A 22,998-nucleotide genomic window follows, 5' to 3' on the forward strand; every position below is an offset into this window, starting at 1 on the left:
ATAGACCTCCCCTGGTACCGCACCGTGTCGCCGTCGACCACGTCGACCGCGGCCTGCGTGCTCATGCGCGAAGCAGAGAGGACCATTGCCGTCATCACCGCTGCGGCTGCCCAGCGCTGTCTTTCGGTCTCGATCGGAACGGCATGACGGACCTACCCTAAGTACGAAACATCCTTGGCCCGCGACGCGAGCTCTGCCTCGATCTTATCAATCTCGGTTTGATTGCGCTCGATGAACGCTGCGAGCTCATCGCGCGACATTTCCGAAAGCGATTTTTGCTGAGAAGATGTTTCCTTGCGGGTAGGAGCTATGTGCCCTGCCCGGTCCAGCACCTTGATGGAAAGGTCCGCGCGAACGCGCGCGCTAACGCTGGCGTCCTGGAGTAGCGATTTCGCTACCCGGTAAGCTAGTGGGGCGCCGACAACTGCAAGATCGAGTTGAATGGATTCGGAAATCGCCGCGGCGACCGCTGGCAACCGCATCGTTTTGTACACCGACTTCGGATGATAGCCGGCGAGTTCCGCCGCCTCCTCAGGTCGTCTGCCCTCATTGGCAATAAGGCGTACTAGCGTCCGCTGCTGTTCAGTGAGGTCGTATGATGCAATCGACGGCATGCGAGCCCCTCAGTTGTCGCGCGCCGCGTTCGCAGCAGCGATAAGACGACGCAAGTCGATATTGTATCGCGGCACGTCCGGATTCTTTACCGGCCGCTCGAGCAGGTACGCCGCCACATTTGGATCAAACCAAGCCAGGTGGATGATTTCGTCAGCGTTTTGCTTGTTTGAAGGCAGCATCTCAAGCAGCAGCTTAAATCTCTTGATCAACCCGCCGCCGGCGAGATCTCCTTTGAAGTGACGAACCGCCAGTTGGGCCCACCCCGGGATGTTGATCTTCTCCGCGGTGTCGCTGCCGACTGAGGCGCGCTTCTCGGCCTCCTTGAAATACGACAGGATCTTGTGCGCTTGACGGAGATTACTCATCTCCTCGGGGCTGAAGACCTTCGCTATGAGCTGCTCGTTGTCCTTGAACTCTTTGGCCAACCGAGCGAACTGGACCTCGAGAGTTTCGCCCACTTGCCGCGTGCCCTGCACCTTGTCCGCCAGTACCTCCGACATAGCTGCCTTCCAACCGCGTTGCGCTTGCGCGTCATTCTTCATGAGCGCGTTGATCTCGTCGAGCCTGCGAGATGAATCATAGCCGCCGTTGAGGATCTTGGTGGCGGCATCGCGCGGATCCTCGCGGATCAAGGTACCGATCGCCGAACGGTCGACTTCAGCTTCAGTGGCGTTTCGAGCCGTCCGAGCTGCCTCCAGATCAGCACGCGCTTGCATCGACAGCTGCTCGCCACGGCGCGCCTGAGCGACGATGTCGTCAAACTCCCGGCGGATCGCCGGGAACTGCGCCAGGATCTCCGCGTGGCTGTTTGCCCAGGCTGATGCCCGGATCGGATTAATCGTGCCGTCCGCGTTCAGCGCGGACATGGCCAAGCTTGATCGGTAATGGTCCCGCAGTGCTGTCTCGGCAGCCGTCATCGCCGGCGAGCCTTGAAGCATTCGTGGGAGAGTGGCTGCGCTTTCCGGCGACGCGAGGAAACGACCAGCGGTGTCGCCCGGAGGCGTGGCGCCGCGGTTGAGCTCGCCGTCGGCGTTCTGGCCGCCGCGGTCGATGGCCTTCGTGAACTTGGCGCCGGGGTCGTTCGGCTCGGGGCGGAAGCGCTCGGCGAACTGCTGATAGTTGGCGTTCGCTTCGGAATAGCCAGGGGCCTCCTCGATCGTGCGATTGATGGCGGCGCGGAGCCGGCCGAGGTTGTCGGCCAGGTCGAAATTGCCGCGGGCCTGCGCCTGCTGCTGCGCCGGGCCAATGAACTTGCGGAGGTCGGCCAGATCGCCGCCGAGCGCCGTGCCGGGACCGCCAAGGTTCGTTCCGGTCTCGGGATCGATGACCGGCCGCAGCGCGTCGAGGCGCCGCATGAAGTCCTCGGGCAGCGTGCCGGGCGCGAGGTCGTTCGCCTGGCCGCGAATGCGGTCGATCGCGCCAAAGACATCGTCGGCCGGGAGCTGGTCGTTGCGGCCGGGCGCGGTGTCGAAGAGGCGGTTCTTCTCAGTTCGGGCCGCAAGATAAGTTTGCTCTACCAGTGCCCGATCGAGCCGCCGGGATGCGTCAGCTCTGGCTTCGCTGTTGGCCACGCCACTAAGGGGCTGCCCCTGATCGTGCCGGATCTGGTCGATCGAATTGAGGGCGTCTTGGCGCTGCAAGACATCGCTCTCGGCTGCGTTCACACGTTCGGCTCGAGCTTCGGCCGCTCGGCGCATGACGGAACTCAGATCCGCTCCCGGATCGCGCACGGCTTCGACACGCTCGGCGGCCGCAGCTTTGACATTCTGATCTCGCTTGACGAAGTCGGGCGACGACTTCAGACGGGCCGCTTGCTCTGCGGCGATCAAGCCGGGATCTCGCGAGAGCAGTCCCGAAGTCGGCATTGCTGAGGCGTGGAGCGCCGTCCCTTCGTCTAGGCTCGCAAGCGCGGCCGCGTTCTCGCGGATGTCTTGGGCCAGGGCTCGAGGAGCGCCTGTAGCCGCGGATTGAAGCCTCGCCGCGGCGCGATCTACGTCGGCATTGCTGTACGGCGCTTTGGTGGTTGGGTTGAGCGGGATTGGCGCCGGTGCGGAAGTGAATGTCTTAGAAGCCATGTTGCGGATCAAGCCACCGAGGCTTTCCACGCCGGACTGCAATGTATTCGCGCCAGAAGCACCGACCAACGGTGCGATTACGTTGGCGACGTTCTTGAGGCCATGCCCGACATGATGACCGAAGACGATTGCGTCGTTAGGGACGTAGTTGTCGGAGGCATTCACGGCCACACCCGCGCCCATTCCACCGATAGCGTCGCCGACCAACGTACGGGCGGGCGCTTCCGCGTAAGGGCGCGCCATGCGATCTAAAACACGCCCCATGAACGTCTCGGACGGAACGACGGCCTCGGCCACCTGGGGGGCCCGTTGCGCCAGCATGGCGCCGGTACCGACCGCCTGCGTGCCGAACCGGTTGACGTCGTAAGCGAGCTTCTCGCTGCGCGACATCGTGGCCGGATCGATGACGGGGATGCCGCTTGCGTCGACTGCCTTCTCGACCAGTTTTGAAGCCGGAATGGCGTACGGGATGTTCGTACCGAACAGCCGGTTGATGCCGCCGGTAGCGGCGTTCTGCGCGCCGGCCACAAGATCGGGGATGCCGGTGACGATGTCGGTGAGGCCCTTGCCGACGCCCTGCGCGCCGACCTGGAAGTCGCGCACCGCGCCGCCGACGCTGCTCGGCAGGATCGACGCCGGGCGCTCGATCGGCTTCGGCGGCTCGGGGGTGACGTAGAGGCGACCCGCCGCTGCCGCGTTCTGCGCGCCGACGCCCGGGGCCGCAGGAGCAGGTGCGGCGAACGGGTCGTGATCCACAGGGACGAGTTTCGGCTGCGTGGGGGCGGCCTGCGCCGGAGGCCGCACTTTCAATTGCTGTTGCAGGATCGCAAACGCCTGCTCCGGAGACGCTCCATCCGGCCCCGTGACCGTGTAGCTTTTGCCTTCTGGCGAGGTGAAATTGAAGGTGCGGCCGGTCTTCTTCGGAATGAGGTCGTCGAACATCCCTGGCGATTTGGCTGCCGGTGAGCCTTCGAGCTGCGCGATCAACGCGGGATCGGTGACTGCCTTCGGCTGTGACGCTGGAACGGCGACCGTGCCATTGACCATCGGAAAGCGCCGTTCGGACGTCGATACATCATGCATTTGCGATGCCGGCGGCAACGAGCTCAACGCGCGTCGGATGTCTGCTTGCGTGAAGTCATCCGGAAACTCGTGCCGCTGGCCCTCAAATTCTATGATCTGAGGCATTCTCAGTGCGCCTTGATGATGTAGTTAAGGACAAGTCCTGGCGGGAGCGTTTGAACGGGCGTGCTTGTGCCGCCTTGAGGGCTGCCCGTGAACGTCGACGCCCCCTGCGAGGCGGTGATCGTCGCACCGCTATTGGCGCCGGCCGGGAAGCCACCGCCGCCCGTGGTGGTACTGCCTGAAATGGCGTTTTGCGAAATAGAGATAGCACCGTTCGTGATTGTGCCGGCGGGCGCGTACGGCGGCAAATTGGCCGTCACCAACGTCCGGTTCTGCTGGCCCCCGGAGGCACCAAGCGTCGCGCCGTCGATACCGCCACCGGCTGTCGTCAACCGGGTGCCGCTGGTGTCATGACCAAACACGGTGCGCCCGCGCAGATCTGGCACGTTAAAATGAGTGCCATCGGCTGCTCCGTACCGCGTGTCGATCGCGGCGAACAGCGCTGGATAGTCCGAGCGCAGCACCGACTGGCCTTCGCAGATCAGCCAGCCGGTAGGTACCGCCCCCCCGGCGAACGGCATCAGCGCGCCGGCGGGGATCACCTGGTTCGCGTCAGGCCCCAATTTTGTGATGCCCACCGCTGCATCGGCAATCTTGGGACTGGTGATGGCCTGATCAGCTACTTTGTTCGTGGTCACAGAGCCGGTCGCTAGCTTCGAACTCGAAACCACGCCGTCGGCCAGCTTGTTCGCGGCCACCGCGCCGTCGGCCAGCTTGGCCGACGTGATCGAGCCGTCGGTGATCGCGACTGCGGCGCTGAAATCAGCGATTTCATCCCACTTACTTGCATCGAAACTGACGCCCGAGGTGTGAGTGGTGTTCGCGATGTAGAAAATCGAGCTGTAAAAGACGGTGCTGATGTTGGCGTCGTAGACAACGCCGCTTTCCCACTGCGACGGAGCCGCGAAACCGAGCGTGACGCTGCTGTCGAACTGCGCCCGGCCGACGGAGCCGCGCTTCAGAACCCCATCGTCGTCCTGAATCTTGGCGAGGTTCTGTTGGGTGTCATCCATCGCCAGCTTGACGGCGTTGAACTCGGCATCCAGCGAGGTGCCTGACTGCTGCGAGGTCGGGTTTTCCGCGCTAAAAAGCGCGAATGACGTCTGACGGTTGTAGGGCGTTGATGACATTGCTCGCCGACGGGGTGAGAGGAAGGGCGCAGGATTGCGCGGTGGGTGCCGTCGGCGAAGCGGCGTTGCGTCCGTAAGGATTACTTTAGAGGATCAAAGTGAGCGAAAAGTTAGGGCTGTCCAACCACCACTGATATTGGTGGTGCTCAAAGAAGGCCAGAGGCAGAGAATGTCGATTTTTGCCTATTAAACGGCGAGCTCGATTAATTCTTATCCGGCAGTGATCGCTTGTATGCCGCGACTGAACCGAGGGCGCCCAGTCGTAAAAAAGCCGCTGCAGCTAGTCTTTGCGTCGCAACGATCACATTCTTCCACGAAGCCGTTTTTCCAGTCTGAGATCGACTGGAGCGCGTGCGGCCAAACAGACTTTGGAAGAATACACCTGGGAAGGTTGTATACAGACACGTTGACGCCAGCTGCGCTTAAGTGATCGACAGCCCTCGCGAGTCCGCTGCTATAGTCCACCGGATCCATCCAGAGCATCGCATCGTTTGCAATTGCAAAGCCCGTGTTTTCGAGGCCCATCAACGCGACGTGGTCGACGAATGGCAAATTGCGGGCAATCCACCGACCCGTGTCCTCGATGATCGGCGCGGTCAATGCATGCAGGACGACGCGGATCTCGACCCGTTGTCCCCGGTCCTTGAGCTTTAAAATACCAAGGATCGTCTCGTCGAACGCGCCCCTGGCCTGCACGACGTGATCATGGACATAGTCGATCGAAGCATAGACCGGAATTCCAGCCATCAGGTTCGGGTGACCGATATCCTTCCAGGCGTCGACAATCCGCGAGTCGGCAAACGCCCGGCCGTTGGTCAGCACTTGGACGGCAGTCGCCGGCAGCCGATCCCGGCACTCCTTCAGGACGGCGATGAAGTCTTCCCAATCCGACAGGGTCTCTCCGCCGGTGAACGTCAGCGCGCGGATCGCTGGATCGATCAAAGGCAGGCTTTCTTTGATTTCGCCGAGGAGCCACCGATCATCGACATTCTTCGGTGGTTGCGAGCACATCAGGCAGTAATTGTTGCACCGTTCCGTGACCAGAAACGAGTTGTGCGCCGAATTCCGACGAAACAGCGTGCGAAATTTCCTGGACGCATGATCGAAACCGATGACGTCACCGTCCGCGAGATAGTCGTATTTAGGGGGCACCACGGCCAGCCTTCCGTTGAACGTGCCGGGTAAATCGATTGAGCTGTCGGAGATGACTAGGACGGACGGCCAATCGGCTTCTATCGCGCGGCGGATATCGTCTGGCGTTCTCACGATCGCGAAATCAGCCGCGAGACGTTCGGCGGCACTGTCTACCGATCGGAGCCTGAGGACCGATCGAGGTTTGTCCGAGAAAAATCCGGCGCTCTGCGAGGCGGTGCCGTAAAGAGGAAGCGTCATGCGGCGGCCCATCGTCGCAGGATAGCGGCATCTTCTGGAGAGCGCTCCAGAATGTCCAGCAGTAGTCCCATAATGCCTTTTTGGCGAGCACAAAACGCCGACAACGGCTTGATTCCTAAAGCGTCACCCTGCGTGGCGTGATGATAGACAGGGTCGGCGCCGCAATGGCTCTCAAACACACAGGTCGAGCATTCGGGCGCGCATTGCGTCAGCGATGACGAAATCGCGCCGATCAGCTTGTCCGACAGGATGAGCGAAGAGTAGCTGTCGTGTTCGACGTGGCCGAGCCGGAAAGTGTCGTCCCCGGTCTCGGCTAGCATTCTGCCTTCATCCGAAGCGAAAACGCTACCGTCGTAATTGTAGACCAGCGCGCCGAGGCCGGCGCCGGCGGGGCTACGCAAATCAACATAGCCGATTGGTCGGTCCGAAAGCATCCGTGTTAGAAGTAGCGCGGCATAGAACTCCCGGAACGGGGTGCCTTGTCGGTTGATCTCCAGAATTCTGCGCAATCCTCGCTCGTAGAACGCAAGCCACTTCTGCGCGTCGTACTTGGCATACTGCTTCGTTTTCACCGCAAACCCGAACGGAGAAAGCGGGCGGAGGAAGATGCCATCGAGACCTAGCCGCAGATATTCGCCAATGATCTCATCGACCCGCTCCAGGCTCGCCTCCGTGGTGGTCATCAAGGCTCCGACCCTATCCGGACCTAAAGTCTCCCTGGCTCGCTTGATTCCGGCGACAGCTAGTTCATGACTGTTTGCACTGGGTCGTGGACGGTTCTTATTATGCAAGTCGGACGGACCATCGAGAGAAGTTGAGAGCAGGACGTTATTATCTTTGCAAAACTCGAGAACGGCGTCGTCCAACAGGGCCAAGTTTGAGGCGATGACGAAGTCAAGCTTCTTGCCAGGCCGTTGCTTCGCAGCGGCAACAATCTTCTTGATGAGCGGAAAATTGAGAAGCGGCTCCCCACCCTGAAACTCAATCTTGATCCGCGCCATTGGGCTGCCGAACGCAACGTCTAGCGCACGCATCGCTGTTTGTTCGCTCATGTCGAAACGTGAGCGGTCGGTACTTTGACGCGAGACCTGGCAATATGGGCAAGAATGTTCGCAGCGAAGCGTCACGACAAAAATATGGAGCGGAGTCGTGTGCTGCAGGAACGACATCCGGCTTCTCAGCCGAGCCGCCAATAGTTGCCGTTGGGCCTTCTGATTGGCGCCTGTAACCAGATGAGCAGCGTAGGCCTTTTCGTAGAGGCCGTCGCCGGGGCGAACCTGAAGGTCGACGAGTCGGTTGAGTTCCTCTTCAGACAGGTGGACGAAATCGCCGACCATGTTGGCGACGAGATATTGGTTGGCTCCGGTGCGCTCAAAATTGAAAGGCAACAACGAAAGATCTTCGGTCGCCGCGCTGAAGCTCTCAGGACGTAGAAATTTCGCCATGGTCCTCCTGCTGGACCTTATCCGGCATCATTTTGGTTATTAACTAACGACCCGAAGGCGAGTGCGAGAATTACGTTCCGAACGCCTTCGGATTTTTCCGCAACACGAGCCCTCAAGTTCTCGTCGGCGACGAGATTCAAAAACCGCTCCTTCAACTCGTCTGAATTAAGCGCGGCTCCCTTTTGCGGATTGATCGAAGAAACCAAGCGACAAACATAACGATCACCTGCGCGGTCAACTTGGCAGGTCGCTGTTCCAATCAGACGATAAGCCGCCCCTTCCAAGGGGCCGAGGCTTTGGACGCCTGAATCGAACTCGACAACTGCCTCGACCGGACACGCCGCTGGAAAGTTAGCGGCTGGAGGCATGGGACGCATGTGAAGCATGCGACGCGTGGGAACTATGCCCCGCGATGATGGTGCCATCGGCTTGCTTCGTCATGACGAACCCAAGAAGATCTTCCCCGACCTGAAAGTGAGCATTGGCCTTGGGCTTATCCCCGGTGATTTCGGCCGCTTCCGCGGTCGGATTATCGGCAGTTACTTCCTTGGCCTCGGCGCCCTGAACCATCATTCCGGAGAGCGATGCAAGCGCAGCGCCCAGTGACAACGCAAGCTTTGATTTCTCAGTCATGTAACTCCCCCCGAGATGTTATTGCTGAATTAGCGACACTACAACTTACGGGGGCGTGACGTCCATAGTTCTATTGTCGAAACGGGCTGTTGGCCCCTAGGCCCAACGAGGTGAGTTCAAGCGGATCGCGGCATTCTAATTCGCTCGCCGGAGGAGGACCGGCGCTGCTCCTCTCCTCCCTTTTTCGGCCGCTCGTCGGTTTGAGCGAACGCGACGTCGTCGTATTTTTGAACGATCGCCCCCAAACTTTTCAGATTTACATAATTGGCGGAGCGGCCTTGCGAACTTTGGACTGCGAGGCGGCGCCTCCCCCCGAGGGGTGGCAGGCGAGGTCGGCGGTGGATCGGACCTGGGTCAGGAGCGATAGCGTGCGAGCGCGTTACCAACATCTGGCTGCGGCGTCCGGCAAGATGCGAACCGGCTCGGTACGCTTGGCAATCCATACCAACTAAGCCGCTGGCATCATTCCAGATTCCTAGTCACGAAAGCCCCTGTGCAACAGGCGTGATTGTCTTGTATTGCGCGACTTGAAAACCCGACAATTCCGATGAAATCGATAAATCCGCGAAAGACCTCAGGCACTTCGCCGTCTGGTTTCACGTATTAGACTTTTCCAGACAAGACTTGTGAAAAGACGCGCGGCATCCTGATCGCGGGTCGAAAGCCCGAAACACTAGCCGAGAGCCAATCCGGTGAGCGGCAATCACAAATCTTGTCCAGGGGCCGCGCGCGTATGTCCAAGGCGCACGCCCAAAGGTGCGCGGGGCCGCCTAGTGTCGGTCATTTCGCCCCTGGACTCGCATCTTGCTCGAAAGGCAAAACACTATGCGCAACTCAACCGCCCTCCGCATCTCGCCCCCCTCGACTGATCTTGGCGCCCTGCTCGCTCGTCGCGGGACCGATCTCATTCTGGCCGTTGAAGACGGCAACGCCCTCATTCGATGTCAGGTCAGCTCGGCGATCGCCGTTGCGATGCTCGCACCACTGAAGGGACGCGCTGCCGGCCAATTCCGCGCCCTGTCCGGTAACCTGGTCGAGATTGACGCCGCGGTGACCTTGGCCGCCGCGACTCAGATGTTGGAGGCGAAAGCCACCGCTGAGGGTCGGCAGCGTCTGAACTGAGGCTACGGAGGCGGTGCTAATGCCGCCCAAATGGCCTAAAATTCGCGCTCGTGCTTCCCCGGTGCTTCCCCGGCGGTAGCGCGGGCGCAACCAGCATGGAAAGGAGAATGAAATGTCGCCGCAGTTTCAGCGGGTTAGTTGGTCGGGGCAGCTGGATTCGAACCAACGACCTGCAGTACCCAAAACTGCCGCGCTACCAGGCTGCGCTATACCCCGAATGTCCGGCGAACCCCGTCGATACACGCTTCCAAAGGCGCCAGCAAGCTTACAAACCGGCGCCAGCCAAGTTGGCGATGCCCCGCCGGGCGGCCCCTATTTACTGCCGAACAGCGGGTGGCCGACACGGTCGCCGGGACGGATGCCGTATTTCTGCGCCGTTCCGGCCACCACCTCCAGAACCGCCCGGGCGGGGCCTCGCGATGAGATGATCTTGGTCGACAGCGGCTCGGTGTTTTCGGCAATCCGCAGGATGCGGCCGTCGGCACGGATGAAGATCATGTCGAGCGAGACATAGGTGTTCTTCATCCACATCGAGACTTCCTGCTCGGGGTTGAAGTCGAACAGCATGCCTTTGCCGTCGGCCAGTTCCTTGCGATACATCAGGCCGGTCTGCTTCTCCTCCTCCGTCGTCGCCATCTCCACCGAGAATACCTGCACGCCGTTCTTGGTGACGATCTCGAGCGGCTGGAAGCTCGCGGCGCCGACAGGCGCGCTCGCGACGGTAAAGCCGGCAATGACGAGGATGGCGGCAAGCCAGCTCATGGCCTGGAGCAAGATCGGCCGTCGATTGGAATTCATGGCAGAACGCATGGGGGATGGCACTCGCGGCGTGGGAATGGAACAAGTCCTACGCGGCGACCGGCCGAAAAGCCAGAGGCGCGCCGGTCTGCCAGCGCGCCTCTGCTCACGATTGCGGGAATTGGTGCCGCGTTAGTGCGACTGCAAGCCCGGGGATCCGGTCTCGGGATGGATCTCGGCCGCCATCATGCCCTTCGAACCGGGCCCGAAGCGGACCAGCACATATTGGCCGGGACGCAATTCGGTCATGCCGAAGCGACGCAGCGTCTCCATGTGCACGAAGATGTCGGGCGTGCCTTCGCCGCAGGTCAGGAAGCCGAAGCCGCGCAGCCGGTTGAACCATTTCACCTGGGCCCGCTCCAGCCCGCTGGTCGGCGTGACCGTGACGTGCGTGCGCGGCGGCAGCATCTGTGCCGGATGGATCGCGGTCGACTCGTCCATCGAGACCACACGGAAGGCCTGGTAGCCCTTGGCGCGCTGGATGCACTCGACGACGATGCGTGCGCCCTCATAGGCGGTCTGGAAGCCATCGCGCCTAAGCACGGTAACGTGCAGGAGGACATCGGGCCAGCCATTGTCGGGAACGATGAAGCCGTAACCCTTCGAGGCGTCGAACCATTTGATGACGCCGGTCACCTCGACGAGGTTGGCGCTGGCCTCGCCCAGTCCGGTGAAGGGACTGAGTGCACTGTCACGCCCGGCGCTTCCATGCTCGCCAGGCGTCAACCGCCCTGGCGAAGTGCCCTGTCCGGGAACTCCAAGCTTCTTGGACTCAAATCCGTCCGACGACCCCATAACCCCGGACCCCACACATGCCATGCAACCCGCCACATTGGCGGCGCTCGAATCACGCGTCTTAAGAGAATGTTCTCAATTCGACGCGACGCGAATCTTCCGACTCAAAAGATAACACTCCCGGTTGCGAGGCATAGACAAAAAAGAGATTCGCCGGAACCTATGAACAGCTTGCACAGCCGCGAATCAAATTAACGCCTCAATTTCCGACGAAGGGGCCGAGGGCTTCGCCGATGTCATGGCGGATGACGAGATCGGCGATGTCGTCCTGCTCGGTCGGCTCGCGATTGATGATCACCAAACGTGCACCGGAGTTCTTCGCCATCATTGGAAAGCCCGCCGCCGGCCAGACCAGGAGCGAGGAACCGATCGCGATGAAGACGTCGCAATGCTGCGACAGCTCGGTTGCGCGCTGCATTTCATCCTCCGGCATCATCTGACCGAACGAGATCGTAGCCGTCTTCACCGGCTCATCGCACACGGTACAGTTGGGTGCGCCGCCCTCCTCGTCGAATCGTCGCCTCACCCAGTCGAGCTGATAGGACTGCCCACATCCGATGCAGCGCGCATAAGTGGTATTTCCGTGCAGCTCAATCACATGCTCGGCGGCGAAGCCCGAGGCCTGGTGCAGATTGTCGATGTTCTGAGTGATGATCGCGGGAACCTTGCCGGCCCGGTAGAGCGATGCCAGCGCGCGATGGCCGCGGCCGGGCTTTGCCGCCGCAAAAACCTCTTCCATCGCAAAGCGGCGGCGCCAGGATTCGTCGCGAGCCTCTTGGCTGGCGACGAACTCGCCGAACTCGATCGGACGGTAGCGCGTCCAAATTCCGCCCGGCGAGCGGAAGTCCGGGATGCCGCATTCGGTCGAGATGCCGGCGCCGGTGAACGGCACGATGGTCCGGGCCTCGGCGATCATGTCGCCGAGACGTTCGACGCCGCTGCGAAGATCTGATGCAATCATGGGCGAGCCATCCTGACGTTCGTGCACGGCTCTATAGCATGGCCCGCGCCGACGCTGTGGTCATCTCGTCAGGTGCGCCCCTGGCCCGCAGCAGACTCAGCGCGCGTCAGGCGGCCGTTCGCTAGTTGCCTCACAGCCAAGCGACAAGATTGTTGACGCTCTTATCCACGGCGAACAGAACGCGCGGAAAGATGCGCGCTCGGCAATTTTTTCCGCCCATCGCTTATCACAATCCTGCAATGCCTCCTCCCCATTGACGCCCCAATCAGAAGCGCCAATGCATATGTTGTATGCGACTCACCGCGCGATGCGGCGGCAGCGCGTGAGCGCGCATGCACACAGAGTCCGGCAGACAGAGTCCAAAAGACAAAGTCCAAGTGCGAACAGAGGGGATGGACATGACCGAAGACGAACAACGCAAGATCCGCGAACGCGAAGAGATCGCCGCCCGTGTCGCCGCCTTCCGTGCCACCCAGGAGAAATTCAAGCGCGAACGCGAAGAGTATTTCGTGTCGACGCTCGAGAACGCCCGCAAGGTGGAACGGCCCTCGCTCTGGCCGTAAGACACGTCTGATCGCTACCCATGAAAAAAGCCCGGAGCATCGCTCCGGGCTTTTCGCATTGTTGAGCCGTTACCAGTGGCGATAGTAGTAGTGGTGCCGGTGGTACGGTCCGCCGTAATAGGCGTACGGGCCCGGTCCGTAATAGTAGCCCGGCTCGTCATAGTAGCCGTAGCCCGGCCCATAATAGCCGTATGGCTGCGACGCGGCGACCGCGCCCGCAGTGATCGCGCCGGCGGCAAGGCCGAATGCGAGGCCCGGACCGATGCCGCGTCCGCGCGCCTCGGCGGGCGCCGCGGCCGCGGTCACGCCGACGGCTGCGACGGTGGCGAGAACTGCCAGTGTCTTCTTCATGATCTCCTCCTTCGCATCAGGAAACGCAACGCAGGTCCTTTGCGATGGTTGCGCGCACGGCGGAACCGGCGGCTGTCAAAAAAATGCCAGTGCAAGCGGAACGAAATCACATGGCCGGCGATTGAGCTTGCAAGTGCAGAGCCTCCGCTATCCGGTAGAGGCAAAAGCACGGAAGCCCCGTCAGTATCCTCCGCGATGCTGGCGGGGTTTTCAGTTCCAGGGGAACAACTGGCAGCCGACGGAAAGAGCTGCCAACGGGCGGAAAACGAGGAGGAGAGATTGCCGATATCCGCTTTGCTCGAGCGCATCCGCCGGCTCGTTCCCAGGTCAGACGACAAGCATTACGACGAGATCGTGCGAAATTTCGGCGTTGGCACGCTGCGCCCGCCGCCGACGCCGATGAGCGACGGCGAGCTTGCGCGGGCCATCGCCGAGTTCCTCAAGGAACGGCCCTCGCCCAAATCCGTCGCCACCCTCGGCCGGCGGCTAGACCCTTCCTCCGGGCTCTAGCCGGATTTTTTGCGCGGGTGGAACAAGCGTCCCCCGTGCACGTTGAGGTTGTTTTCAGGAAAAGCGAGGCCCGCCATGCCCGCCTGGCTCGAAGTTCTGCTCAACCTGTCCGGCTTCGCCGGCTTCGTGGCGCTTGCAACGCGCGGCGCTCCGTCCGGCGATGCGTCTGCGTCCGGCCGGATCAACACCGACGAGCGTTGATTGCGAGCGTTAATTGGCGCGCGGCGCGGTGCCCGCCGTGCGCACCAGCCTGTCGGCCTTGACCGCGACGCGGGTATCCTCAGCTTGCGGCCGCAGCGAGAAGCTGATCACCACGAAAGCGAGGCAGAACAGCATTCCGACGATGGCGACCCGCCGGTAGGTGTGCCGATCGCCTTGATAAAAGGACGGTTCTGAAAAAGGTGTCATGAAGTCGTTCTTGCAAAGTCGCTTCTTGGCGAAGCCGTTGCTTGCTTGTCTTGGCCAGATACCTACTGCAGTCCGCAGCTATCGCAACGCGATTGGGGTTTTAACCTAACCGAATAGGGTTATCGGCTTACGCGTAAGCTTTCGTTAGGCGTTCGCGGCACGCGCCGCGGCGCCTTGCGAACTCCTTCGAGGGGCGCCGGTTGCGGTGGCCGCAACACGCACTGCTGCATCCAGACCGCAGCCGAAGATCCATGGCAATCGCCGGCCGGTTTTGTTCCAGCTTCGACTCCATTTCGTTCTCGGGGAACGAATCGGAATCGAAGAAATAGGCCCGGAGCAACTGTTAATGAGAGGTATGGATCACGCGCGCGAAGAGCCGGCCACCGCATCCCGATCGCGTTCGCGGCACCACATGCAGCATCAAGATCTTGGCTGCGCATCCGCATCGGGATTCGAACAGCCGCGGCTTGTTCTGCATCCGACTCCATTTCGTTCTCGCAGAACGAATCGGAGTCGAGAAAATCAGCGCGGAGCGTTTCCTAACGATCGATGAAGTCGCTCGATGCCGCTGCGTCAGCGGCAGATACCTTCGGTGGCACGAATGTCGAGACGACCGCAAACACGATGACGATCTCGCGGCAAGGTTCGCATCGAAAGCTGTTGGGCGATATTGCCGTCATCGGCCTGGCGCATTGCGGGCATGTCATGTTGCGCGAACGCTGATGCAGGATGATGGTTCCTAAGCGAGCGTCGGGGACAGCCGAACGCAACGCCACGCGCCATGCCCCGGCATACGATCAAAACTCAACGCGCCCCCCCCCGCGTCCCCCTCGACGCCATCCGACCAGGCGTGGGCCGTTCACGACGGGTCGCGCTTTGCCGGATGTCGTCCCTGTCGGCCAAACGCGGTTCAAGCCGCCCGCTTGCCTTTACCCTTCGCGGAAAAGCATTCGAGGATCTGGATGCGGAGTTCTTCCGCGGCCGGGCCCTCGACCTTCCTGAGTTCGTTCCAGAGCCGGATCACTTCGCGCTGTTTTTCGACGGTCATGAGTCACCTCCAAGGCGGCCCATTAGAACAAATAGAGAACACGAAGTCCAGCCCCGTTGCGCGAGATTTCCCACGCAAAGCGTCTTGAACCTTCCGGGCGCTGCGCAGACTCATGAAGGCTGGGGATTTCAGCGCCCAGTCACATAGCAGCGCCGCGTGACGAACATATTCCGTCGCCGCGGCGCTGTTGCATTTTGGATTTTCAACCTTAAGTTTGAGGTATGACTGACGGCCAGGCGCTGAAATCCCATCGCCGTCAGTTTGGAAAGCCCCGCGCGTATCGCGCGGGGTTTTTCTTGTTGGAGCCTGCAATGATTTGCGACTTCTGCGAGAGGGAGATCCCGGTCGGTCTCGCCTTGTGTCCTTACTGCGGCAAGCCTCAAAGCGCCCCTTCGCGGGCTGGCCGGCAAGTGCTGTGGGTGATCCTCGCGCTCGGGGGACTGTTCGCGCTCGCGATCGCCGAGCATTATCTCTTCGTCAGACCGTGAACCTTTGGCAGGTTGGCGCATCTAATTATTTGAAGCTTCCCCCAAGGCTTCACCCAAGGCTACCCCATCAGAAAGCCCCGCTTCCCCCAGGCGGGGTTTTCGCTTTTGTGGGCGGCCGGCCTGCACTTCAAATCAAAAGCAAAAGCCCCGTTCCGATGCGTCGGAACGGGGCTTTGGGCACGCAAGGCTCGCGCGCGGGCGCCGGATCAGACGGCGTCCTTCGCCACCTTCAGCGGCGAGGCCTTGACCGACTTGCTCGCCGGCTTGGCCGCAAACTGCATCGGCTCCTTGGTGAAGGGATTGATGCCCATCCGCGCTTCGGTGGCCGGCTTGTTCACGACCGACATCTTCACGAAACCGGGAATAACGAATTCGCCGGACTCGTTGAGCTCCTTGTATCCGACCGTCGCCATGTACTCGATGACCGACTTCACGTCGTTCTTCGCAAGCTGCGTGCCCTCCGCAATCGCATCGATCAGTTGAGTCTTGGTCATCTTCGCCATGTCTGGAATCCTTCTGAATTGGGTGTGCGTATGCGTTGAGGTCACTCTGCCGGGCACATGACAAAACCGCGCAGCGCGCTTCGTGGTCATGCCGGTGGTCAGGAAGTCACGGGGCTTAGAACCCATCGAGGCCGAAAACGCAAGCCGCAGTTTCACGTGAATCCCGTCACTTTTTGCTGCCGCGCGAACAGACGCCGATGACGAATGGGCCCAATTCGCGACGCGCGGTAATGGGCTGGCCTGCCGGCATGGCCGGCCTATGACGAGACAGATGTCGTGCAGATCCTCGGCAGGACGATCGAAGCCGGTCCCAATCCGCGGAGTCACCTCACCGTGAAACTTGTGGTGAAATGCGCATTGTTGAGACTTCAGTAACCTAACGCATCCAAGCTTCCGTTAGGTATCGTTGCGTTGGAGTACCCCCACAGTGCTGGATTTTGACGAGCTGCGTGAACTCGCAGCCGATGTTCGCGTTTTTGTCGATGTCGCCGAAGACAAGGCCGAGGCGCTGAGAGCGGTGATCGCCGCCTATGACGTGGTGCTGGCGATCTTCCCGTCCGCGGAAGGCATGGGCCTGCATGTCATCAAGGGCAAGGAGATCCTGGACCGGATCGCGACATCGCGGACGCATGCGATCTACAGCCACACGGCGATCGCGGTTCCCGACCTCGCGCATGCGAAAGCGCTCAAATATCTGACCGCCCCCGCCCCGCAGCGGATTGCCGCGTAGCTGCGGCGCGGCGCCAAAGCATGATCCGGATCCGAAGGACCGCGTTAGCGCACAGTGCGAAGCGGTTTTCCGGAACGATCACGCGCAAGCAACAACCTGAAGCGCGATGATGGTTCTTCAATCTTCATCGCGCTTTAGCGCCGGACGCGCAGAGCGGCTCGAAGCAGACATGAAATGAGCTCGCGAGACCGCCGCTGCGCGCGACGGTCCCCGGCCTCGCATGCTGCGAAGGCAGTTCGAACGATCAGCTGCCGGGTGGACTATAGGACGCGCGCAGCTTCGCCGCGTTCTGCCGCACCTGCTTGATCTCGTCCTGCGTGAACAGGCGCATCAGCTTCACGTTCTGCAAGGTGCCCGCCGTGACGGTGAGACCGGAGATGGCCGGCGCCGCACTGGGATCAGGCACGTCGAAGATCACGAGAACGCCGGGCCCGTCGGTCGCGACGCTGTACATCGAGACCAGCTTACCGCCGGCCGCCTCGATCAGCTTCCTCGCCGCTTCCTGGCGATTGGTCGCAGGGTTTTCCAGAATGGCATTGAGAGCGCGCGGCGTGTATTGCCCTGTGAGACAGAAATGCATGGCTTACTCCGTTCTGAAATGAAGACGCGCATCATGACGAGCAGATCGTCGCGACGGTGGATCTGAAATGAATGGAGGATACAGCCCGCCGTGGGCATAAACGCCGCCAGGTACTGACGAGGTTTCGGCACACCTCGTTGGCGGCTCGCCGGTGAACATACATCAGCGGGTGGGCGCGTGAAAGCCGGTTTCGAAAAACCTTCCGGGGTAGGTCCGTCCCTATTCCCGTTGGCCAACACAACCAGCCAGGAGTCCGCCGGCTGCGGCGCAAGACTCCGTCACGACTTCCCAAGCGTGAACGCGCCAACGTAAGCCGCCCACCGCCAGGACGACGAAGAGCGGGCCCTGACAGCGTCGATTGAACGCACCGTCATCGCGTCGATCTTATCAACCGATGACGCCACGCCCGACTGGCAGGACGCGCCGGCTGTTGTATGGTCGGACGTTTCTTGCGAGGGGCTGATGAAGATTGCCATTGTTATCGCCGGCTTGATCGTTGTTGCAATTGCCGCCGTCGTGGCGATCCAGCCAGGGTTTTTGCGACCTGCGTCGCTGGCCAATGTGAAGAAGTCCGACATCCTCGGCTTTTCGCCCGGGATGACGTTCGAGGAGACGAGCAAGGTCATCACGCAGCGCCGCTACCGCTGCCGCCAGCTTCGCGACTACACCCTCGAATGCGCCGTCGATGGCGCCAGGCTCACGATTGACAGCGACGAGACAGACGCAAGGCATTCCATCTGGCGCGTGAATGCGGAGCTGAGCAATCCGGGGCCGCAAGACGCTGCCGTCAAATCGATCTCCGACCAGTTCGACGCCCAGCCGACGAAGGACGCCCGCGAGGGCTGGATATGGATCGTCGGCCGCGGCTTGAGGCTGAGCTACGACGGCGCCGCGCTCAAGCTCGAGGCCGAAGAGGCCCGGCGCAGCAAGGAGGGCTCAAGGCGTTAGACAGCACTTCATCAAGGTCGCTGATGCCATCGAAATCCGCCGGCTATTTCACTCCTGCATGTCCTTGGTTGCGAAGTGGCATCCAAATGCCAGCAGGGCCAGAGTAAACGACGCGCCGAGGAGGATTCGCAGCGCCAGCTCTGTCCCCTCGCTTACGTATCTGACGTCGTGCCGGTGCGCGTAACGCTCGGGATGGGCGGCATCGGGCACTTGCGGAGAGATCGTCAAAAGCATCAGCCACGCGATGGTGCCGCAGAGCGCTGCAACCCGCGCAACCTTTCCGAGCTTCTGAAGCCACCGCTTCATCCTGTCCTCAGCACCTTTACAGCGCTCAGAATGGCGAAAGCACCCAGACCGTAGATGAGCGCATTCACGAGCCAGGAAATGGCAATGCCGAGGAAGGCGGGTCCCCCGATCGCTCCCCAGAAGAAATACGCGACAGTGATGCCAGGCCACTCCAGCGAAAGATAAGCGAAGTCGGTCAGCGGCTCGATGGCGAGGAGCATCGCCGAGACGAACGCCCCGACGGCCAATGCGATGACGAGATTCGTCTTCATGGAGGGCATCAAAGACCCAGCAGCCCGATCAGGATCGGAAACAGGAAATAGGCGGCGCCCCCGAGAAGGCCGCCCACCACGAAGCGGGCGGTGCGGCCGTGAATCTTCGTGTCCAGCGACGCACAAACGGTCACCACGGCCTGTCTCAGCCAGCTCCCCACGAGGGTTCTGACGAGGTCGAACAGGAGTTCTGCGAAGAATGCGGCCATGGCATTTAGTCGCCCCCATCTCTGGCCGGGTTCAACTGCACGGTAATCCCGCCTCGCCAGCTGTCCGGCGCTCGATGGAGCCAGAAGCGGTCGTCGCCTGACAGGCGGCTTCAATTCTCCTGACGCTTCGGGAAAAACCGCTCCCACCATTCCAGCGCGTCTTCAGAGAGCCCGGCCTCGATGTCTTCAAGTGACCGCACGCCGACAACGAGGGCCGTCAGGAGCGACAGGACAATCGCCGTTTGAGCCGACCACGTCCTCCAATCCTCCGGATGAGGAACGCTGACAAACAGCGCGAACAAGGTCAGCCCGAAAACCAGCATCCCCAGAAGACCATAGAACGTCCTCTCGTTTCGTTTGAGGACGTAAGCCGCACAAGCCAGGAAGAACGTGGCAACGACATGGGTCGATACATCCACGTAAAGTGCCGCGCTCGGAAAATACATTCGAGCAAGGTCGGTGAATGTCAGCGACAGCCCCCAAAACAGGATGAAATAAAGCATCACATAGATGAATCCCGCGGTTACGGCGCTCATCCTTGATTCTCCTCAAGGTTGCACGAATGGAGGTCGCACTTCGATACCCAACTTGCGCCAATTTTCGGGCAAAGTTGTTCGTGCCGCGCGCACGGCCTCCGCCTCGCGTTGACCTTTGCGTTGGCACCCGCCTCCCCGGGGACGGCTCTATGATCTTCTCAATGAGAGCATGATCCCCGACGTACGTGACTTGATGAGGATCCCTTGTGGTCCCAATCGTTCTCATTATTGTGGGGGCACTTTCAACTGGGGGGAATTCGAGCATGAGACTTTTAGGAATGTTGCTGCTGGCTTCGTTCGCCATGAGTGTCACGACGGCCCAGGCCCGCATCAATTGCAATCACGATCCCGTCTGCCAGGCACAACGCGACGGCACCACGGTTGCTGAATCCAAGCGCAGGGACACTGCGATGACTGCATGCTTGAGCGCCGTCGGATACACGCAGGAAGATTGGCGCAACTATCGTGTCCCCACGGTTTATGCTGGCAAGGTCAGATCCTGCTTTGCGCGCCACGGACTTCCGACGAACTGATCTTCACCAAGGAAGGCGCGATAGCCCGACGTGCCCGCGACAGCGCATCGCTTTAGTTGGCTATCGTGCCTCCCGGTCATTTCTGCGGCTTCGCTCGTCCCCGCAGACACGTCATTGCATGCGCGGTCGCCGCAATCGCTTGCATTGGCGACGGGACCGGCTAGCATCCCCTCTGCAACCACAAGGCGTCAGGTCAATCGGCGCCGCTCAAGGGGAGGCCACCATGAGGACAGGCCGCGCCTGCCGCACCCTGCTGTTGCCGCTCACCCTCGCCGCCACGCCGAGCGTCGCCTTCGCCGCCGAGCTCAATCCAGCCGCCGTCACCTACAAACTGCCGGACCAGATCCCCTGGGGCCCGGTCGACGCGCGCGGCGCGCAGACCGCCGTGGTGGTCGGCGATCCCAGCAAGCCCGGCTTCTACATGGTCTACAACAAGTGGACCAAGGGCAACCACTTCAGCCGCCCGCACTTCCACCCCAACGACCGCTACATCGTCGTGCTGCAAGGCACATGGTGGGTCGGCTCGGGCGCGAAATTCGACCCCGACAACGGCACCGTGCCGATGCCCGCGGGAAGCTTCGTCACCCACACCGGCAAGCAGGTGCATTGGGACGGTGCCAAGGACGAGGACGCCGTGCTGCTGATCATGGGCGAAGGCCCGGCGACGGCGACGGCGGCGGAGGAGAAGTAGAGACATCGGGTCTATCATACTGCGCAGCGAGGAATTCGTGCGGAAAAGCAGCACTTGAGGAGCTTAAAGCGCTGAGCACAGAAATGGCCAACACGAAGAAGACGCAGTGCCCAACCGCCGTTGCCCGTCAAAGGTTTGGCTTCGGTGACGGTGCACTAAACTCGCCTAACTGCCGTTTGGAGTTCAGTGCACTGTCACCAAATTCGTAATTGGGTGCACTGTCAGCCTAACTTTCGGATAATCCGCCAAATCTCCTGGCCCTCAACAAGCGATCAGCCAATCAACCCAAACCGGTGGCTTGAATGAAAACTGCACTTCTCTTCGGCGCAACTGGCTTCATCGGCGCTCACTTGCTGGGCGACCTCCTGAACAGCCCTGACTATTCGCGGGTCATCGCGGTGGCTCGCAAGCCGCTGGCGGTAAGCCATCCGAAGCTCACGGTGCTGATCGGCGATCTCGCCTCCCTGCCCGCGCTGAAGCCGCAGCTGGTCGCGGACGAAATCTTCATCGCGCTGGGAACGACGCGCAAGCACACGCCTGACGCGGGTGAGTATTACAAGATCGATCATGATTATCCGTTGCTGGCGGCCGAGACCGCCAAAGCGAACGGCGCGCGCTCCGTGTTCCTGGTCACGGCCGTCGGCGCCAATGCCGGCTCCGGCATGTTTTATGTCCGGACCAAGGGTGAGGTGGAGCGGGACATTCTCGCGCTCGATTTCGACCACACGCATATTTTCCGCCCGTCGATGATCCTCGGCGAGCGCGACGAGGACCGCCCGCGCGAACGTCTCATCATCGCGATATGGCGCGTGCTCAATCCGCTGCTGGTTGGCTCAGCCAACCGGTATCGCGGGCTCACCGGCAACGAGATCGCGCACGCCATCGCCAAGGCCGCACGGCATCAAACGGAGAGGGTCCGAATCTATCATTGGCAAGAGATGGTCGCGTTGCTTCGGACGTGACGCAGTGAGCCGAACGGACAGGCTTCACGCACATTTGCCCCCGCCCCCTGCCCCTTCTCCCCGTTTCCTGCTATCTCCTATCCCCGCCGTCCCGGCCCAAAGCAAAACCCTCCGACTGTCAAAGGGAGCAACAACCATGCGTTACCTCCACACCATGCTGCGCGTGCGCAATCTCGATGTCGCGCTGAAGTTCTACCAGGATGCGCTGGGGCTGAAGGAGGTGCGGCGGATCGAGAACGACAAGGGGCGGTTCACGCTGGTGTTCCTGTGCTCGTCGGACGATCTCGACGCCCTGAAGGACCAGCCCAAGACGCGCGGCGCGCCGCTGGTCGAGCTCACCTACAATTGGGACGAGGAGAAGTACGGCGAGGACCGCTTCTTCGGCCATCTCGCCTACGAGGTCGACGACATCTACGCCACCTGCGAGAAGCTGCAGAAGGCCGGCGTCACCATCAACCGGCCCCCGCGCGACGGCAACATGGCCTTCGTCCGCTCGCCCGACCTGCACTCGATCGAGCTGTTGCAGAAGGGCGAGCCCAAGCCGCCGCAGGAGCCGTGGCTGTCGATGCCGAACACCGGCCATTGGTAGGCCGCATCAGTAGGAACAAGCCCCTGCGACCCGCGTTCACCCCAGGACAAAGCGATTGGAGGAGAACGCGATGGGACGCGGAATATTGCTGTGGCTGCTGGGCGTGCCGATCCCGGTGATCATCCTGCTGTGGCTGTTCTTCGGCCACTGAGGTCAGGCTCAGTTTGCGATGAAAGGCTCCGCCTCGGGCGGAGCTTTTTGCATGAGGGGTCCGGCGCGATCGCCGATGCTGGGGCGGCGAAATTCCGCTATCACCCGCGCGAGGTGGAAACGCCGCGGGAGAAGCTTCATGCCTGAGACCAAGCTGACGATCTGGGGCCGCGCCAATTCGGTCAACGTGCAGAAGGTGCTGTGGTGCCTCACCGAGCTTGACCTCGCCTACGAGCGCATCGACGCCGGCATGCAATACGGCAAGACCCGCGAGGCCGAGTATCTCGCGATGAACCCCAATGCGCGGATCCCGACGCTGGTCGAGGGCGACTTCGTGCTGTGGGAGTCGAACTCGATCATGCGCTATGTCTGCCTCGCGCATGGACGCGGCACGCCGATCTATCCGGAGGCAGTGAGGCTGCGCACCAGCGTCGACCGCTGGCTCGACTGGACGCTGTCGGCGGTGCAGCCGGTGGACCGCCCGGTGTTCT

Annotated in this window: 32 protein-coding genes and 1 tRNA gene; 13 read left to right on the plus strand and 20 right to left on the minus strand. The window is 61.3% G+C overall.

The window, feature by feature from the left end; all coding sequences use genetic code 11:
- Positions 1-152 precede the first annotated feature (152 nt).
- The 7 genes from A5906_RS29560 to hxsA2 form a co-directional block, all read right to left on the minus strand.
- Complete coding sequence (locus A5906_RS29560) at positions 153-614, minus strand: hypothetical protein (protein WP_080138719.1); 462 nt, start codon at positions 612-614, stop codon at positions 153-155.
- A gap of 9 nt (positions 615-623) precedes the next feature.
- The gene (locus A5906_RS29565) at positions 624-3,878 is read right to left on the minus strand and encodes a hypothetical protein (RefSeq protein WP_136615561.1); all 3,255 of its coding nucleotides are present in this window, start codon (positions 3,876-3,878) and stop codon (positions 624-626) included.
- Positions 3,879-3,880: 2 nt separating this feature from the next.
- Positions 3,881-5,005, minus strand: a complete 1,125-nt coding sequence (locus A5906_RS29570; RefSeq protein WP_080138721.1) for a tail fiber protein — start codon at positions 5,003-5,005, stop codon at positions 3,881-3,883.
- Between the two features lie 210 nt (positions 5,006-5,215).
- A complete protein-coding gene (gene hxsC / locus A5906_RS29575; RefSeq protein ID WP_136615562.1) occupies positions 5,216-6,397 on the minus strand; it encodes a His-Xaa-Ser system radical SAM maturase HxsC in 1,182 nt (393 codons plus the stop codon).
- Positions 6,394-7,842 (minus strand): His-Xaa-Ser system radical SAM maturase HxsB, encoded by a 1,449-nt coding sequence (gene hxsB, locus A5906_RS29580; RefSeq protein WP_080138723.1) that lies wholly within the window; start codon positions 7,840-7,842, stop codon positions 6,394-6,396. Before hxsB ends, hxsC begins: the two co-directional genes overlap by 4 nt.
- Positions 7,843-7,859: 17 nt before the next feature.
- The gene (locus tag A5906_RS42720; protein ID WP_161495448.1) at positions 7,860-8,210 is read right to left on the minus strand and encodes a hypothetical protein; all 351 of its coding nucleotides are present in this window, start codon (positions 8,208-8,210) and stop codon (positions 7,860-7,862) included.
- Complete coding sequence (gene hxsA2, locus A5906_RS29585; RefSeq protein WP_080138724.1) at positions 8,194-8,475, minus strand: His-Xaa-Ser repeat protein HxsA2; 282 nt, start codon at positions 8,473-8,475, stop codon at positions 8,194-8,196. The genes A5906_RS42720 and hxsA2 overlap by 17 nt, the downstream gene beginning before the upstream one ends.
- Positions 8,476-9,300: 825 nt before the next feature.
- On the opposite strand from hxsA2, the gene A5906_RS29590 reads away from it, so the two are divergent.
- Positions 9,301-9,597 carry a hypothetical protein gene (locus tag A5906_RS29590; protein WP_136615563.1) on the plus strand — a complete coding sequence of 99 codons (297 nt, stop codon included), beginning with the start codon at positions 9,301-9,303 and terminating at the stop codon, positions 9,595-9,597.
- 139 nt (positions 9,598-9,736) lie between these two features.
- Here the strand turns inward: A5906_RS29590 and A5906_RS29595 are convergent.
- The 4 genes from A5906_RS29595 to A5906_RS29610 form a co-directional block, all read right to left on the minus strand.
- Positions 9,737-9,813: transfer RNA gene (locus A5906_RS29595), tRNA-Pro, on the minus strand.
- A gap of 96 nt (positions 9,814-9,909) precedes the next feature.
- The gene (locus A5906_RS29600) at positions 9,910-10,395 is read right to left on the minus strand and encodes a DUF192 domain-containing protein (protein WP_080138726.1); all 486 of its coding nucleotides are present in this window, start codon (positions 10,393-10,395) and stop codon (positions 9,910-9,912) included.
- Between the two features lie 132 nt (positions 10,396-10,527).
- Entirely contained in the window at positions 10,528-11,190 is a 663-nt protein-coding gene (locus A5906_RS29605) for a cold-shock protein (protein WP_080138727.1), read from the minus strand.
- Between the two features lie 199 nt (positions 11,191-11,389).
- On the minus strand, positions 11,390-12,151 hold the full coding sequence (locus tag A5906_RS29610; RefSeq protein WP_080138728.1) for an SIR2 family NAD-dependent protein deacylase: 762 nt from the start codon (positions 12,149-12,151) through the stop codon (positions 11,390-11,392).
- 398 nt (positions 12,152-12,549) lie between these two features.
- On the opposite strand from A5906_RS29610, the gene A5906_RS43300 reads away from it, so the two are divergent.
- The gene (locus tag A5906_RS43300; RefSeq protein WP_164933808.1) at positions 12,550-12,714 is read left to right on the plus strand and encodes a hypothetical protein; all 165 of its coding nucleotides are present in this window, start codon (positions 12,550-12,552) and stop codon (positions 12,712-12,714) included.
- Between the two features lie 69 nt (positions 12,715-12,783).
- Here A5906_RS43300 and A5906_RS29615 read toward each other — a convergent pair whose 3' ends face one another.
- Entirely contained in the window at positions 12,784-13,065 is a 282-nt protein-coding gene (locus A5906_RS29615; protein ID WP_080138729.1) for a hypothetical protein, read from the minus strand.
- A gap of 294 nt (positions 13,066-13,359) precedes the next feature.
- Here A5906_RS29615 and A5906_RS29620 point away from each other — a divergent pair, with 294 nt between their 5' ends.
- A complete protein-coding gene (locus tag A5906_RS29620; RefSeq protein WP_245326969.1) occupies positions 13,360-13,575 on the plus strand; it encodes a hypothetical protein in 216 nt (71 codons plus the stop codon).
- A 75-nt stretch (positions 13,576-13,650) separates the two neighbouring features.
- Complete coding sequence (locus tag A5906_RS46040) at positions 13,651-13,776, plus strand: hypothetical protein (protein WP_283807741.1); 126 nt, start codon at positions 13,651-13,653, stop codon at positions 13,774-13,776.
- 9 nt (positions 13,777-13,785) lie between these two features.
- Here A5906_RS46040 and A5906_RS29625 read toward each other — a convergent pair whose 3' ends face one another.
- The gene (locus A5906_RS29625; protein WP_080138731.1) at positions 13,786-13,983 is read right to left on the minus strand and encodes a hypothetical protein; all 198 of its coding nucleotides are present in this window, start codon (positions 13,981-13,983) and stop codon (positions 13,786-13,788) included.
- A 549-nt stretch (positions 13,984-14,532) separates the two neighbouring features.
- On the opposite strand from A5906_RS29625, the gene A5906_RS42725 reads away from it, so the two are divergent.
- On the plus strand, positions 14,533-14,706 hold the full coding sequence (locus A5906_RS42725) for a hypothetical protein (RefSeq protein ID WP_161495449.1): 174 nt from the start codon (positions 14,533-14,535) through the stop codon (positions 14,704-14,706).
- A gap of 187 nt (positions 14,707-14,893) precedes the next feature.
- Here the strand turns inward: A5906_RS42725 and A5906_RS43305 are convergent, their stop codons facing one another.
- Entirely contained in the window at positions 14,894-15,031 is a 138-nt protein-coding gene (locus tag A5906_RS43305) for a hypothetical protein (protein ID WP_167523419.1), read from the minus strand.
- 221 nt (positions 15,032-15,252) lie between these two features.
- Between A5906_RS43305 and A5906_RS29630 the strand changes: the two genes are divergently transcribed.
- The gene (locus A5906_RS29630) at positions 15,253-15,519 is read left to right on the plus strand and encodes a hypothetical protein (RefSeq protein WP_080138732.1); all 267 of its coding nucleotides are present in this window, start codon (positions 15,253-15,255) and stop codon (positions 15,517-15,519) included.
- Positions 15,520-15,725: 206 nt separating this feature from the next.
- On the opposite strand, the gene A5906_RS29635 is transcribed toward A5906_RS29630, so the two are convergent.
- The gene (locus tag A5906_RS29635; protein ID WP_057754729.1) at positions 15,726-16,022 is read right to left on the minus strand and encodes an HU family DNA-binding protein; all 297 of its coding nucleotides are present in this window, start codon (positions 16,020-16,022) and stop codon (positions 15,726-15,728) included.
- Positions 16,023-16,449: 427 nt separating this feature from the next.
- Here A5906_RS29635 and A5906_RS29640 point away from each other — a divergent pair, with 427 nt between their 5' ends.
- Positions 16,450-16,752, plus strand: a complete 303-nt coding sequence (locus A5906_RS29640) for a hypothetical protein (protein WP_080138733.1) — start codon at positions 16,450-16,452, stop codon at positions 16,750-16,752.
- Positions 16,753-16,996: 244 nt separating this feature from the next.
- Here A5906_RS29640 and A5906_RS29645 read toward each other — a convergent pair whose 3' ends face one another.
- On the minus strand, positions 16,997-17,332 hold the full coding sequence (locus A5906_RS29645) for a GYD domain-containing protein (protein WP_080138734.1): 336 nt from the start codon (positions 17,330-17,332) through the stop codon (positions 16,997-16,999).
- Positions 17,333-17,794: 462 nt separating this feature from the next.
- Here A5906_RS29645 and A5906_RS29650 point away from each other — a divergent pair, with 462 nt between their 5' ends.
- The gene (locus tag A5906_RS29650) at positions 17,795-18,280 is read left to right on the plus strand and encodes a hypothetical protein (RefSeq protein ID WP_080138735.1); all 486 of its coding nucleotides are present in this window, start codon (positions 17,795-17,797) and stop codon (positions 18,278-18,280) included.
- Positions 18,281-18,328: 48 nt separating this feature from the next.
- Here the strand turns inward: A5906_RS29650 and A5906_RS29655 are convergent, their stop codons facing one another.
- From A5906_RS29655 to A5906_RS29670, 4 genes are all read right to left on the minus strand, one after another.
- Positions 18,329-18,586, minus strand: a complete 258-nt coding sequence (locus A5906_RS29655) for a hypothetical protein (RefSeq protein WP_080138736.1) — start codon at positions 18,584-18,586, stop codon at positions 18,329-18,331.
- Entirely contained in the window at positions 18,583-18,837 is a 255-nt protein-coding gene (locus A5906_RS29660; protein ID WP_430642422.1) for a hypothetical protein, read from the minus strand. The genes A5906_RS29655 and A5906_RS29660 overlap by 4 nt, the downstream gene beginning before the upstream one ends.
- A gap of 8 nt (positions 18,838-18,845) precedes the next feature.
- Positions 18,846-19,046, minus strand: a complete 201-nt coding sequence (locus A5906_RS29665; RefSeq protein WP_080138738.1) for a hypothetical protein — start codon at positions 19,044-19,046, stop codon at positions 18,846-18,848.
- 110 nt (positions 19,047-19,156) lie between these two features.
- Complete coding sequence (locus A5906_RS29670) at positions 19,157-19,582, minus strand: hypothetical protein (RefSeq protein WP_080138739.1); 426 nt, start codon at positions 19,580-19,582, stop codon at positions 19,157-19,159.
- Between the two features lie 278 nt (positions 19,583-19,860).
- Here A5906_RS29670 and A5906_RS29675 point away from each other — a divergent pair, with 278 nt between their 5' ends.
- The 5 genes from A5906_RS29675 to A5906_RS45285 all read left to right on the plus strand — a co-directional run.
- Positions 19,861-20,115: a hypothetical protein gene (locus tag A5906_RS29675; protein ID WP_080138740.1), complete on the plus strand. Its 255-nt coding sequence runs from the start codon at positions 19,861-19,863 to the stop codon at positions 20,113-20,115.
- A 223-nt stretch (positions 20,116-20,338) separates the two neighbouring features.
- Positions 20,339-20,806 (plus strand): cupin domain-containing protein, encoded by a 468-nt coding sequence (locus A5906_RS29680; protein ID WP_245326970.1) that lies wholly within the window; start codon positions 20,339-20,341, stop codon positions 20,804-20,806.
- Positions 20,807-21,108: 302 nt separating this feature from the next.
- Positions 21,109-21,768, plus strand: a complete 660-nt coding sequence (locus tag A5906_RS29685; RefSeq protein WP_080138741.1) for an NAD(P)H-binding protein — start codon at positions 21,109-21,111, stop codon at positions 21,766-21,768.
- 136 nt (positions 21,769-21,904) lie between these two features.
- Positions 21,905-22,357: a VOC family protein gene (locus A5906_RS29690; RefSeq protein ID WP_080138742.1), complete on the plus strand. Its 453-nt coding sequence runs from the start codon at positions 21,905-21,907 to the stop codon at positions 22,355-22,357.
- Between the two features lie 289 nt (positions 22,358-22,646).
- Positions 22,647-22,998 (plus strand): glutathione S-transferase N-terminal domain-containing protein (locus A5906_RS45285; protein ID WP_245326971.1); only part of this gene is annotated, 352 nt, incomplete at its 3' end.

It is taken from the genome of Bradyrhizobium sacchari, from assembly GCF_002068095.1.
GTDB classification, from domain to species: domain Bacteria; phylum Pseudomonadota; class Alphaproteobacteria; order Rhizobiales; family Xanthobacteraceae; genus Bradyrhizobium; species Bradyrhizobium sacchari.

Coding starts and splice junctions, on each gene's coding strand:
- A5906_RS29560 (WP_080138719.1), bottom strand. CDS start 614: ATGCCGTCGATTGCATCATACGACCTCACTGAACAGCAGCGGACGCTA.
- A5906_RS29565 (WP_136615561.1), bottom strand. CDS start 3,878: ATGCCTCAGATCATAGAATTTGAGGGCCAGCGGCACGAGTTTCCGGAT.
- A5906_RS29570 (WP_080138721.1), bottom strand. CDS start 5,005: ATGTCATCAACGCCCTACAACCGTCAGACGTCATTCGCGCTTTTTAGC.
- hxsC (WP_136615562.1), bottom strand. CDS start 6,397: ATGACGCTTCCTCTTTACGGCACCGCCTCGCAGAGCGCCGGATTTTTC.
- hxsB (WP_080138723.1), bottom strand. CDS start 7,842: ATGGCGAAATTTCTACGTCCTGAGAGCTTCAGCGCGGCGACCGAAGAT.
- A5906_RS42720 (WP_161495448.1), bottom strand. CDS start 8,210: ATGCCTCCAGCCGCTAACTTTCCAGCGGCGTGTCCGGTCGAGGCAGTT.
- hxsA2 (WP_080138724.1), bottom strand. CDS start 8,475: ATGACTGAGAAATCAAAGCTTGCGTTGTCACTGGGCGCTGCGCTTGCA.
- A5906_RS29590 (WP_136615563.1), top strand. CDS start 9,301: ATGCGCAACTCAACCGCCCTCCGCATCTCGCCCCCCTCGACTGATCTT.
- A5906_RS29600 (WP_080138726.1), bottom strand. CDS start 10,395: ATGAATTCCAATCGACGGCCGATCTTGCTCCAGGCCATGAGCTGGCTT.
- A5906_RS29605 (WP_080138727.1), bottom strand. CDS start 11,190: ATGGGGTCGTCGGACGGATTTGAGTCCAAGAAGCTTGGAGTTCCCGGA.
- A5906_RS29610 (WP_080138728.1), bottom strand. CDS start 12,151: ATGATTGCATCAGATCTTCGCAGCGGCGTCGAACGTCTCGGCGACATG.
- A5906_RS43300 (WP_164933808.1), top strand. CDS start 12,550: ATGACCGAAGACGAACAACGCAAGATCCGCGAACGCGAAGAGATCGCC.
- A5906_RS29615 (WP_080138729.1), bottom strand. CDS start 13,065: ATGAAGAAGACACTGGCAGTTCTCGCCACCGTCGCAGCCGTCGGCGTG.
- A5906_RS46040 (WP_283807741.1), top strand. CDS start 13,651: ATGCCCGCCTGGCTCGAAGTTCTGCTCAACCTGTCCGGCTTCGCCGGC.
- A5906_RS29625 (WP_080138731.1), bottom strand. CDS start 13,983: ATGACACCTTTTTCAGAACCGTCCTTTTATCAAGGCGATCGGCACACC.
- A5906_RS42725 (WP_161495449.1), top strand. CDS start 14,533: ATGAAGTCGCTCGATGCCGCTGCGTCAGCGGCAGATACCTTCGGTGGC.
- A5906_RS43305 (WP_167523419.1), bottom strand. CDS start 15,031: ATGACCGTCGAAAAACAGCGCGAAGTGATCCGGCTCTGGAACGAACTC.
- A5906_RS29630 (WP_080138732.1), top strand. CDS start 15,253: ATGACTGACGGCCAGGCGCTGAAATCCCATCGCCGTCAGTTTGGAAAG.
- A5906_RS29635 (WP_057754729.1), bottom strand. CDS start 16,022: ATGGCGAAGATGACCAAGACTCAACTGATCGATGCGATTGCGGAGGGC.
- A5906_RS29645 (WP_080138734.1), bottom strand. CDS start 17,332: ATGCATTTCTGTCTCACAGGGCAATACACGCCGCGCGCTCTCAATGCC.
- A5906_RS29650 (WP_080138735.1), top strand. CDS start 17,795: ATGAAGATTGCCATTGTTATCGCCGGCTTGATCGTTGTTGCAATTGCC.
- A5906_RS29655 (WP_080138736.1), bottom strand. CDS start 18,586: ATGAAGCGGTGGCTTCAGAAGCTCGGAAAGGTTGCGCGGGTTGCAGCG.
- A5906_RS29660 (WP_430642422.1), bottom strand. CDS start 18,837: ATGAAGACGAATCTCGTCATCGCATTGGCCGTCGGGGCGTTCGTCTCG.
- A5906_RS29665 (WP_080138738.1), bottom strand. CDS start 19,046: ATGGCCGCATTCTTCGCAGAACTCCTGTTCGACCTCGTCAGAACCCTC.
- A5906_RS29670 (WP_080138739.1), bottom strand. CDS start 19,582: ATGAGCGCCGTAACCGCGGGATTCATCTATGTGATGCTTTATTTCATC.
- A5906_RS29675 (WP_080138740.1), top strand. CDS start 19,861: ATGTTGCTGCTGGCTTCGTTCGCCATGAGTGTCACGACGGCCCAGGCC.
- A5906_RS29680 (WP_245326970.1), top strand. CDS start 20,339: ATGAGGACAGGCCGCGCCTGCCGCACCCTGCTGTTGCCGCTCACCCTC.
- A5906_RS29685 (WP_080138741.1), top strand. CDS start 21,109: ATGAAAACTGCACTTCTCTTCGGCGCAACTGGCTTCATCGGCGCTCAC.
- A5906_RS29690 (WP_080138742.1), top strand. CDS start 21,905: ATGCGTTACCTCCACACCATGCTGCGCGTGCGCAATCTCGATGTCGCG.